Annotated in this window: 14 protein-coding genes; 1 reads left to right on the top strand and 13 read right to left on the bottom strand. The window is 37.4% G+C overall.

The window, feature by feature from the left end; genetic code table 11:
• Positions 1-367: 367 nt before the first annotated feature.
• The 13 genes from H9659_RS15070 to H9659_RS15010 form a co-directional block, all read right to left on the bottom strand.
• A complete protein-coding gene (locus H9659_RS15070; protein ID WP_191692128.1) occupies positions 368-1,063 on the bottom strand; it encodes a hypothetical protein in 696 nt (231 codons plus the stop codon).
• 359 nt (positions 1,064-1,422) lie between these two features.
• Positions 1,423-1,623: a hypothetical protein gene (locus tag H9659_RS15065; RefSeq protein ID WP_191692126.1), complete on the bottom strand. Its 201-nt coding sequence runs from the start codon at positions 1,621-1,623 to the stop codon at positions 1,423-1,425.
• 118 nt (positions 1,624-1,741) lie between these two features.
• The gene (locus tag H9659_RS15060; protein WP_225217885.1) at positions 1,742-2,296 is read right to left on the bottom strand and encodes a hypothetical protein; all 555 of its coding nucleotides are present in this window, start codon (positions 2,294-2,296) and stop codon (positions 1,742-1,744) included.
• Positions 2,297-2,347: 51 nt separating this feature from the next.
• On the bottom strand, positions 2,348-2,842 hold the full coding sequence (locus H9659_RS15055; RefSeq protein WP_191692124.1) for a GNAT family N-acetyltransferase: 495 nt from the start codon (positions 2,840-2,842) through the stop codon (positions 2,348-2,350).
• 260 nt (positions 2,843-3,102) lie between these two features.
• Positions 3,103-3,780 (bottom strand): hypothetical protein, encoded by a 678-nt coding sequence (locus tag H9659_RS15050; RefSeq protein ID WP_191692122.1) that lies wholly within the window; start codon positions 3,778-3,780, stop codon positions 3,103-3,105.
• Positions 3,781-3,821: 41 nt separating this feature from the next.
• Positions 3,822-4,358: a GNAT family N-acetyltransferase gene (locus H9659_RS15045; protein ID WP_191692120.1), complete on the bottom strand. Its 537-nt coding sequence runs from the start codon at positions 4,356-4,358 to the stop codon at positions 3,822-3,824.
• 224 nt (positions 4,359-4,582) lie between these two features.
• Complete coding sequence (locus H9659_RS15040; protein ID WP_191692118.1) at positions 4,583-5,140, bottom strand: GNAT family N-acetyltransferase; 558 nt, start codon at positions 5,138-5,140, stop codon at positions 4,583-4,585.
• Between the two features lie 255 nt (positions 5,141-5,395).
• Positions 5,396-5,581, bottom strand: a complete 186-nt coding sequence (locus tag H9659_RS15035; protein ID WP_191692116.1) for a hypothetical protein — start codon at positions 5,579-5,581, stop codon at positions 5,396-5,398.
• A gap of 104 nt (positions 5,582-5,685) precedes the next feature.
• Entirely contained in the window at positions 5,686-5,883 is a 198-nt protein-coding gene (locus H9659_RS15030) for a hypothetical protein (protein WP_191692114.1), read from the bottom strand.
• 87 nt (positions 5,884-5,970) lie between these two features.
• Entirely contained in the window at positions 5,971-6,675 is a 705-nt protein-coding gene (locus H9659_RS15025) for a DUF5694 domain-containing protein (protein WP_191692112.1), read from the bottom strand.
• Between the two features lie 48 nt (positions 6,676-6,723).
• Entirely contained in the window at positions 6,724-7,749 is a 1,026-nt protein-coding gene (locus tag H9659_RS15020; protein ID WP_191692110.1) for a DUF2332 domain-containing protein, read from the bottom strand.
• Positions 7,750-7,799: 50 nt separating this feature from the next.
• Positions 7,800-8,795, bottom strand: a complete 996-nt coding sequence (locus tag H9659_RS15015; RefSeq protein ID WP_191692108.1) for a S66 family peptidase — start codon at positions 8,793-8,795, stop codon at positions 7,800-7,802.
• A 16-nt stretch (positions 8,796-8,811) separates the two neighbouring features.
• The gene (locus H9659_RS15010) at positions 8,812-8,973 is read right to left on the bottom strand and encodes a hypothetical protein (RefSeq protein ID WP_191692106.1); all 162 of its coding nucleotides are present in this window, start codon (positions 8,971-8,973) and stop codon (positions 8,812-8,814) included.
• 278 nt (positions 8,974-9,251) lie between these two features.
• Between H9659_RS15010 and H9659_RS15005 the strand changes: the two genes are divergently transcribed.
• The gene (locus H9659_RS15005) at positions 9,252-10,286 is read left to right on the top strand and encodes an ABC transporter permease (protein ID WP_191692104.1); all 1,035 of its coding nucleotides are present in this window, start codon (positions 9,252-9,254) and stop codon (positions 10,284-10,286) included.

Below are 10,286 nucleotides of genomic sequence, written 5' to 3'. Positions count from 1 at the left end.
AATCGCCGGTTCAATACCGACAATTGGCTGCATAATAAGGTGTTTTTTACTTGTCTCAAAAAGGTTAGTCAGTGCCCTTAATTATAAGTGTTTTTTTATTTCCTTATAAAAAAAGACATACGATAAAAAAAGAGCAGCAAATGCTACTCTTTCATTGTGTCTTTTCACTCTTATTCTTTTTGAAAAAAACGTCCAAAACTATAAGAATGATACAACCTAAAAGAATTAGAACTGGAATCAAATTTGATTTGATATCATTTGCAGAGTTTTTATAAATCATATAGATTTGAAACAAACCCAATAGTATAACAGCTAATTTAAAAGGTAAAGTCTTAATAACTACCATCACCTTTCCGTATTTTTTCAGTTACGTACATGCCCTTATAACATTTCCAATACTGAAGAAATCGAGAAATGCATTCTTTACATCATTTGGTAATGTGTCTGATGTTTCATTAATAGCTCTTTTCCAAGCGTCTTTTGTTCTATAATTCCAGCTCTTATACAATTTATATTTAGCATTAATTTTACTAATAGTTTTACTGATGCCTCCGAGAAGATTAAGAGCTTGTTTTAACTTCAAAATTTTGGATAAAGGAAACCCAACACTGCCAATTAGTAATCCAACAGCTATGATGCAATCAGCAGTTCCGTACTCAGTTACAAAATCCCCCACTATAATTTCGTCTTTCTTTTCCAATCCAATATCAGTTAGTGATGGAACGAACAAGTTTTCACCTTTTGCAATTACTTCGACCCCTATTTCTGTCGTTAACCACTTAGCAACACTTTCCGCCCCTTGTTCTTGGATGTACGGGGGTAAATTTTCAATACCCTCCATGAATTTAACAAAATCCCCTTTTAAAGACAATAAGTCATTCATACTTTCTTCTAATAATAGATCTTCACTAATGATAAATTTATCATCGGAATTTTTCAGTCCTGACAAATTATCAACTTTCAAGTTAGTGTCAGTAATCGCGAAGACAGAAGGAGGTAAAGAACTAAATGAAAATGTTACCATTACAGTTACCACAAAAAACTTTTGCAATTTACTTTTCAAATTAATTCACCCCTATTTCTTATTATATAGAAATTTTAGCATAATGAGATATAAGGACAAGCTAAAATTTACCTGTTTTTTCTAGATTACTGAATTGTATGTTTTTACCTGGAAGATGATATTATCACAGTCCTTTTGTCTATGTAGGAAGAGTACTTAAAGACTATGAGAATACACGTCTTCTGCATTCGCGTCATACATAGCGCTATCTTTATACATAGGGGTACAGTCAGAGAAATGCGGATTCACAACGTTAAGTAGCTTATAGCAAAAAAACGATTTCCTAACGTTTGTAAGGAAATCGTTTTTTAAAATTATACTTATTCCGCAAAGGCGCCCGTTAGTTGAGGATGCTAAATTCAATACTTATCTTTTTTCCAACGTTTATATTCTACAAATTCAGGAATACCGAAAATTGTTATCATATATAAAATAGGCACAACATAATACTTCGGAGGTCCAAATACTAAGATAAGTATAATAAAAAGTGAAATAAAAAGTATTGCTTTTAAAAAGTATGATTTTTTCCGATGTTTTAAATAGAGTTTTACCTTATCCATTTCTTTTCCTCTCAATCAAAACCATTCTGTACAGTTAACTTCAGTATAATCCTTCACAATCAAATGGCCCGATTGCTGAACGGATGCAGATCGCTTTTTACGCAATCGCGCCCTATTGTTAGTTTACACTTTTCATTATCCTCAGAAGCTGTAAACCATCTGATTGATGTCCACTATATCCACCCATCCACCGCGGATATTTAACAGGTATTATTGTCGATATAAATTGAAAAAGATTAAAAAACATTGATCCGAAAAATAATTGATGGAGTTCATTTTGTGAAGTTATATTTGTTAACCACCCAAATAAAAGTGTAAGTAGCAAGGATATTAAAGGACCACCGGCTAATGCAGCTGCTCTTTGTCTTTTATTTAATCTTGCATCCCAATATGCAAAGCCAGTATAAGACCAAATTATATGAAAATGTAATCTACCAATCTTAAAGTTTTCCTTATTTTTTTCGCTTTTTATACCTAAATAAATATGTACTTCAGAATCAGAAGCAAAAACAGCACCTAGTCCATGCCCAACTTCATGTAATAAAATAAAAAGTGGTATGAGTAAAACATAGAAAGATAAAAATATTAGTAGCACATATCCACCTCGCCCAATCTTTGTGCAATAAAATTCATGCTCAAACTGGCCCGTTTGTTGAATTGTATAATCTTTCAATGTCCCATAAATGCTTATCGTTGTAAATCCGCATTTTCCTGACGCTACCCATTAAAGAAACAAGACCATTAAGTCTTCATCAAAATAACTATCATTTAACTTTAATGCTCGTTTCTCGGTTCCGAAAATTTCAAATCCTAGAGAATTATATAGTTTTTTCGCTGACTTGTTTGTCGTCACCACAGCTAAGTGAACTTGCTCTACCCCTTCCAATTCTTTTGCCATCATAATCGCTTCTTTCATTAAAGACATGCCAAGGCCTAAACCACGTCTAGTTGGCGAAACATACATGGCTACAATCGATGTTCGATGGCGCAGTTTCACCCGCTGTTCCTTAACCAACGTAATCATGCCAATAAGTTTCCTATTTTCAAAAGCACCAAATGTAAAGGATTCTTGTGATTCAAATCTTTTTCTGTATTTATCGACAGGTTGATCTTTTTCTTCTTCATATGTAGAACTGAATGATTCAGGACTGTTTTGTAAAGCCTCTAATCGGAGCGCAAGATAGTTTTCTGCATCTGTTGCCACTAAACGACGTATCATTGGATATCCCCTAACTATTATAGATATGATTTTCTAGTTCTTGTCAGCTAACTAGTTGTAATCATTGTAGCTTCCCTCAGAGATTCTCTTTCTTCCACCTGTTCACCAGCCATATCTCCTTTTCTCCAAGTATAGTTGAAAAACTATATACTTTCATTTTGCACTATACATATGGTACGGCAAAAGTTCATTTTCGATTTTATGATGAGCATTTTTTAACGGGGTGGATTGAAATATGATGGAGCGCGACATTTAGATAGTTAGGTAGTTATTACTACTTCATTCTTATTGTTTAAAGTAATCTTCTCATCCCTTTCCAGTGTAATTTCAAGAGGAAAAATAGCCGAAATCTTATCTGAAAATATCCACTTCCGCCCCGGTTGGACTAATAAAATAAAGATTCCAGCTGAAGTATCTCCCATGAAGTTAAGAGAAGTAGTACTTAATGGTTCGTTGTTACGTTCTTTGATATCCAACTCTATTAACTGTCGTCCAACTTGAATTGCATCAGGAACTGTGAGACTAATTTCACTGATATTTAATATACTCTTAGGGGAAAAGGGTTCGTCTCCTGTGTCACATGTAGACTGTCTAGAAATGAATTCTACAATATTACCAGAGGGATCATTAAAATAGAGCGAGCGAGCTGATAAATGTGGGAAGTCTGCTTCGTCCTCTCCATCTTCTCGATTTAAACTTACTCGTTCTTCAACCCATGACTTTCCTTCATTAAATTTATTTCTTTGTATATTAAAGGCGAAGTGGTAATAAGGATTCACTTTTTCATTGTCTCTTGTAAACTCCAATTTACTTGAACCGACTGCGACACAAAACTTGTCCTCGTTCTCCTCAACTAAATCTAATCCTAGCGTAACTGTATAAAAGTGTTTCATTTCTTCTATGTTGATGGTTTGTAATGTGACTTGCTTTATTTCCATATTATTCCTCCGATACTGTTTTCCTTTATGTAATTAAGTCCTCATTTTAATGGGATATACAATTTAGATAATACGTCATTAAGATTATTCCATTCGTAAATCAGAAGAGATAAATCAGCACCTGCTATGATGGTCTTTTTAGATTTAAAGAGATTTGCACCATAATACTCATAAAAAAAACGAGTTTCATTCTCTTCTAATACTTCTACAAAAACTCTATCGAAACCTAACTTTTCAAATTGGAGAAAAAGATGTTTCAATAATTGTTTTCCTGCACCCTTTTTTTGATATTCTTCAAGAAGATAAATAGAGGTGAGGTCTCCCGAATTCTCAATAGTATTACCTTCTCTTTTACAGCCATCTGCAAATCCTATGATTTCTCTTTGATTAGTTTCTGCAACAAAGATGTAGTTTGTCTCTTTAGATATATTGCGAATCCATAAGTCTGTTCGTTGTTCATACGATAATGCCTCTAAAAAGTCGTCTGGAATAATATTTTTGTAAGTGGTTTTCCAACTATCAACGTGGACTTTCGCAATGCCTTTTGCATCGGATAAAATAGCTCTTCTAATGTTCATTGAATCCCTCCAAAGGAAAATATCAAATTGAATTAACCCAAATGACCTTGATTGCAACACTGACACTTTAAATTATTGCGCGAGTAAGCACCAAACTTGATCATACAATTGACTTTACATACTGCATAAATTATTTTTCCATCCTCTTCTACAGAGGGATGATCAGTATTCTCCTAGAATGATTTCATTTTGGCAGTGGGCATCCGGCAGCTCCAAGTGAACGACTAAAAATCCTCTTTTAAGATTGAATAGAGTCGCAAGTCTTGGTGCTTTCCTTTTACCGCCATCGCTTTTCTCATAACTCCTTCAAATGACATCCCGCTTTTTTCCATAACGCGCATGGAGCCGATGTTCTCTGTGAAGCATCTTGCTTCGATACGAATCAGGTCCATATTAGTGAATCCAAATTTAATGACTTCTTTTGTTGCTTCGGTTTCGATTCCTTGACCCCAATAGTCTTTGGAGAGGACATAACCTATTTCAGCCTTGTTATGATTGGGTTGCCACCAAACAAAATCAATGGTTCCAATGAGTTTTCCATTTTCTTTCAGTTCAATCCTCCAGGGAGCGATTTGCTTATTATGGTATCTATTCAGCACGTACAACACAAACTCTTTTGTAGCTGAGATTCTTTTATGGGTATCCCAAGTAACGTACTTAGATACTTCTTCATCTGCACCATAGTGATGCATGTCATTAGTATCGTCTACTGTGACTTTCCGGAGAATTAATCGATCAGTCTCCAGTGTAGGTAAATCGTCATATATTTGTTCGATTTCCATAGAGATTCCCCCTGGCTTTCATGTTCCACCTATTCAATATAAATGGTGTGATTAGTAATATAAACGACAGTGATATTAATGCTAGTGAAACAGCTTTCAGGAGTTTCGCTTTACTTTTTCCTTTATACCATCCTAAAAATTGTAATTTGTTTCGATAGTAAACGAAAAGCAATTAAAAAACAGCAATTGCCCCCCTCCACATAGAGTTATCAGCTACATTATTCAATATGTAAAGATATCTTACAATCATTCATCCTACGACTTTTTCCGCTTTTCTTTATTTTTCCATACTATATAAAGTAGTACTCCATAACCGATAACAGCCGCTAAACCAAGGGTTTTGACAATCCATGAACCAAGCCCAAGTACTATTCCGCTAACCGCATACGCAATCGTTAAAAGTAGTACAAATACTAATACACTAGGTCGACTTTTGTTCATACTTTCACCTGCATCTCAAAGTTGGTAGTTATCTAGAAGAAAGTTTTTATACCAATGCACAAGAAATACGATTGCATTCCCCACTAGTCAGTTATGCGCACTCTTTAGTTCTTAAACTCGTCTTCTAATATCTTTTCAATTTCATCATCACTGATCGATATCTTTTTCTCTTGTATTCCATACTGTGCTTTTAATAACTGCCCAACCTCCGACTTGTCAATCCCATCCTTTACTGCGGAAAAAATTACAATATACAAGACATACAAACTTGCAAGGGATAAGAGAACAGTTCCCAATACCATGTATCCCGCCCCTATTCATCATTTTTTCGTGTATAAATTAAAATAAAAATGCACATTGCTGTGGTGGTAATCTATGTATCGGATAGTTTAAGAAAGAACACGAAGCGGTTGAACGACTTCACAAACTTCACTTTCTTCCAGAAACTTAGTGACAATTGATGAATGAGAGCTGCCTACTAGAAATAAAATACGCTCCTCTTCTGACTCAATTAGACGAGTGAGATTGCTGAACATAATTAAATTCCTTTTGTACCACCAGCTTAACCAGTTCATTCCGATATAGTTATCAAAATCTCCAAGACGGGCTAAATTAACATACATTTTATGGATAGCATTGATAAAAACAGGATCATTCAGCTCTTTATAATAATCTACTATACTTTTACTATCTGTTAATTCCGGTATGAAAAGGTCCTCATATATTTCTTTTAAAAGTTCTGGTTGGTTTTCTCTGCCCCAACTCTCCACCTCACTGTAGTGCATATCAGCGTCACCCATCCAATCAGTTGGATAGATCTGTTCATGCCCCATCTCAACATCTAAACGAAATGCTACTTGAAAAATTTCATTCATTTCCAAGTTTTGTGAACCTGATTTATATTGATCATATTTTTCATTAAAATAACCGCTATCTTTCGGTACCATTTCAACCGCAATTTTCGTCGGTTGAAAACGTGCGATTTTTAATACTAATTCTTGAATTTCAGTTTGTCTTTTTTCAGAATGCAGCTCTTCATACTCTGACATATGGAAAGTTCCCAGTATAAGAATTTTCGCCTTGTCTTGTTTCATAGCAAATCCCCCTCGTGAACTAGAAGTTCTTCTTGCTAGATACACTTTTCACAGATTCCATTCAAACCATCTTCCATGTCCATCTGTATCACCAATCGTATTTTTGAATGCTTTGCCGTTCAGAAAGTAATCGACATGGAGTTGGCGATCCCACATGTTGTTGTATATATGAAAAACGTCTCTATTACTGCCGATCTTTGCGATCTTTTCTAGCAGTTCATGTTTGGATTCAGTTGGGATTTGGTTTGCCACATGGGTGTGGAAGATACAGATCAAAGAGTCTGTAGGCAATGTATCCACTACATCTGTAAGTAAATGCACTCCATCGCCTTCCACTAGGTTTACCGGGTTATCTTTCAAACAGTCCGCGGCCTGATCGAATAACTCCAATCGCTCCTGATGTTCTGGCCAAATGAGAGACTTTAACCATAAATAATCATCCGGGTCCGATAGTTCGCTTATATTCAAATCCAGACCGATTTTGGAAGCAATGGGCGGACTTTCAGAAAGCATTTTTGGAAAGTGTTCCCCTTTAACTTCCGAAGTTATGTGAACCCTAGCATTTTTATTACCGTACGTTTCCCCAGTACCGTACGAGTAGCTATAGTGATCCCACAGAAGCTGAAGACCCGCACTGGTGCCAATTTCAATAAGAGATAATGGTTTTTCAACTTGGGTGTAAATCCACGAAAATACTGGATAAAGATAGCCGCATCTTCTCACTTCATTGGTTTGAACCAACCTGCTCTTTAAAATAGGAATGATTTCATCACGATGCAACTCACAAAAATCTTTGAAATGGTCATAGGTCTCGTCGTCTATTCTCATTGGTGGATGTGTCATACTTTGATAATAGTTTTTTAGCGGATGTTCTTTTCCTTTTAATAGAAGGTAATGAACAGCACCGAATAATAAATTAGGCACCGGCTGACCTTTTGGAACCGCCAGGCACATACCGAGCAGTTCAGCATCTTCAGCAACCTGTAATGATAAAAATTCGTAGAGTTCGCTGGAGCCTTTACATTCCATGTTTGCGAAGTTCATAAAACTCCTGGATAGATGAGAATAGCTCATACTTGTTCCTCCTTGGACGCTCCTTTTAAACGGCGCCGAGATTCGCTCACTTATTCATCAAGCCATCGTTCAGTACAAGTCACTGTTTTTGCATCCGCATCCAGCCTGACCTTTCCCCCGATGGCCAACGGGTGCATCGGATGAGTATGACATGTATCGAATTCCGCTAGAATCGGAAGTTGCAGACCATCCAACTGTTCCAGCAATAGATCTAATGGTCGTTTTCCTGTTCCTAAGTCATCATATTGTTCATGCTTGCCTAAAATGATGCCAGCGACTTTTTCGAAAATGCCATGCACTTTCAGCATGGCAACGTTCTTCTCCACAACGGATGCGGTTTTCATACAGTCTTCGATCAGTAAGATATCCCCCTGCTTAATGTCAGGAAAATACGGAGAGCCGATAAAGCCGTACATCGTATTCAGATTCCCACCTACCAGTCGGCCTTCTGCGCTGCCACGAAGACCTGTCACCCATTCGTTCGGATACAACTTTTTCTCAGTCGTCTTCTCCAACCAGTTGACCGGTTCATCTGACCAATAATCGGGCATCGGTACTTCGTAAGGAATGACATTTTCTTGCATGAAATACTGTTCAAAATAGTGGTACGTCACATTGACAAGTGGTTCAAATTCTCCGAACGATGGCACCACAGCAGGACCATAATAAGTGGAAATACCTGTTTTAGCATAAAGTGCGAGGAGAATCGCCGTAGTGTCCGAATAGCCAACGACAAGTTTCGGGTATTGTTTGAATGCTTCGTAGTCAATGTAGGGCAACATGCTATTGGAATTGGTACCGCCAATTGTGGACATGATCATCGCGACATCAGGATCTCTCAACAACTCATTCAGTTCCTCTGCCCGCTCTTTTGGTGTGCCAGAGCGGTACGTCTCGGATTTCCCTGTCAAATTCCCTTCTTTCACAGTGAAGCCTTTTGACTCTAAAAATGCTTTTGCCCGTTTATAGCGCGGTTCTGCATTCACCGTTGCGGGTGATGAGGGTGAAAAGATACCAATCGTATCCCCTCGTCTTAATCGCTTCATAGGGAATCCTCCTCACTTACAATTTGTTCAACTTATCTGCAATGGTTCTCAAGATTTCGTTTTTCTCTTTCTGTAATCTAATGAACGTGATTACAAACCAAACGATGAATACAAGTGGGACGACGTAAAAAAGTAGTGACAAAATAGGGAGTATTGAAAACATCATACTCGTTTCCATAAGAATGCCTCCTTCCTTGTTGGACGCTCGTATACGTATGTAATAGAACTGTTTTCCGAATGTTGACTTTATTATTCCGGATAATTATACCATATTTAAAGATAGCTTCCTATGAATGTTGGAAAATTTTAGAGTGTTAGTTCTCGAACTTTCATCTAACCTCCTCATCTCAATAAAATCCTAAAAAAACTTCTAACGTTTCATTTGTAATACCGTGTTTATGTGGAGTTCATGTTGAGCGATTACACTAAGGTTAATCACTAACGGAGGTGTTTCCCATGCAAATGGCGTGGAAAGAAGTTAAAAAAAGCAAAATGAAATTCCTGATTCTCGGTTCAATCATCTTTTTGGTCAGCTTCCTGACTTTCATTATCTCTGGGCTTGCCAATGGGTTGTCTGAAGACAACGCGGCGCTCATTAAAAACGTACCAAACGGACAGTTCTATTTGAATGAAGATGCAAAACAAACATATAACCTTTCCAAGATCGATGCCGATCAACAAGAGAAGTTGATCGCAGACTACGAAGGTGCAACTGCAATGTCTATCCAAATGGGCTTTGTCAACGATGCTGAAGACAAGCAGCATAGTGTCGCGTTTGTGACTTCCACTGACAGCGACCTGTTTCCGAATGTCAAAGACAATGAAGTCGTACTCGATGCTTCCTTGAAAGATGATGGAATCGAAGTCGGCGACATTTTGACAAATAACCAATTCAGCGGAGAGTTCAAAGTCGTTGGGTTCGCTGAAAAACAAAAGTATAGTCACGCGCCTGTTGCATTCATCAGCATGAAAAACTATCAGGAAATTTACCGTGTCATGGAAATGCAGACGGTTTTCATCCCCGGATCGGATAGTCCTGATTCTATCAAGGGACTTGAATCATTCGATAACAAAGAATTCTTGAATACGATTCCGAGCTACGGCGCAGAACAAATGTCACTCAACATGATTATTTGGTTCCTCGTTGTGATTAGCGGTATGCTGTTTGCGATTTTCTTCTACATGATGAACGTCCAGAAAATCGGGTTGTATGGTATTTTGAAAGCGATCGGCGTCAAAACAAGCTCGCTGTTCAGCATGATGTGGTACCAGATGCTGCTTATTACCGTCGTTTCACTCGTATTGTCTGTCGGCCTCAGCCAATTGTTCAGCTTGGTAGCCCCAGCTGGGATGCCATTTAGCTTGCCGATCGAAACGACATTGTTACTATCTGTCGTATTCCTAGTCATTGGATTCATCGGAGCAACTATTTCCGGATTCCAAATCAAAAAAGTGGAGCCGTTACAGGCAATCCAACAAGGAGAGATGTAA

This window comes from Sporosarcina gallistercoris (assembly GCF_014836415.1).
Taxonomy (GTDB): Bacteria; Bacillota; Bacilli; order Bacillales_A; family Planococcaceae; genus Sporosarcina; species Sporosarcina gallistercoris.
Note: the sequence above shows the minus strand (reverse complement) of the source record. Positions and strands in the feature narration are given on the sequence as shown.

Coding starts and splice junctions, on each gene's coding strand:
- H9659_RS15065 (WP_191692126.1), bottom strand. CDS start 1,623: ATGGATAAGGTAAAACTCTATTTAAAACATCGGAAAAAATCATACTTT.
- H9659_RS15055 (WP_191692124.1), bottom strand. CDS start 2,842: ATGATACGTCGTTTAGTGGCAACAGATGCAGAAAACTATCTTGCGCTC.
- H9659_RS15050 (WP_191692122.1), bottom strand. CDS start 3,780: ATGGAAATAAAGCAAGTCACATTACAAACCATCAACATAGAAGAAATG.
- H9659_RS15045 (WP_191692120.1), bottom strand. CDS start 4,358: ATGAACATTAGAAGAGCTATTTTATCCGATGCAAAAGGCATTGCGAAA.
- H9659_RS15040 (WP_191692118.1), bottom strand. CDS start 5,140: ATGGAAATCGAACAAATATATGACGATTTACCTACACTGGAGACTGAT.
- H9659_RS15035 (WP_191692116.1), bottom strand. CDS start 5,581: ATGAACAAAAGTCGACCTAGTGTATTAGTATTTGTACTACTTTTAACG.
- H9659_RS15030 (WP_191692114.1), bottom strand. CDS start 5,883: ATGGTATTGGGAACTGTTCTCTTATCCCTTGCAAGTTTGTATGTCTTG.
- H9659_RS15025 (WP_191692112.1), bottom strand. CDS start 6,675: ATGAAACAAGACAAGGCGAAAATTCTTATACTGGGAACTTTCCATATG.
- H9659_RS15020 (WP_191692110.1), bottom strand. CDS start 7,749: ATGAGCTATTCTCATCTATCCAGGAGTTTTATGAACTTCGCAAACATG.
- H9659_RS15015 (WP_191692108.1), bottom strand. CDS start 8,795: ATGAAGCGATTAAGACGAGGGGATACGATTGGTATCTTTTCACCCTCA.
- H9659_RS15010 (WP_191692106.1), bottom strand. CDS start 8,973: ATGGAAACGAGTATGATGTTTTCAATACTCCCTATTTTGTCACTACTT.
- H9659_RS15005 (WP_191692104.1), top strand. CDS start 9,252: ATGCAAATGGCGTGGAAAGAAGTTAAAAAAAGCAAAATGAAATTCCTG.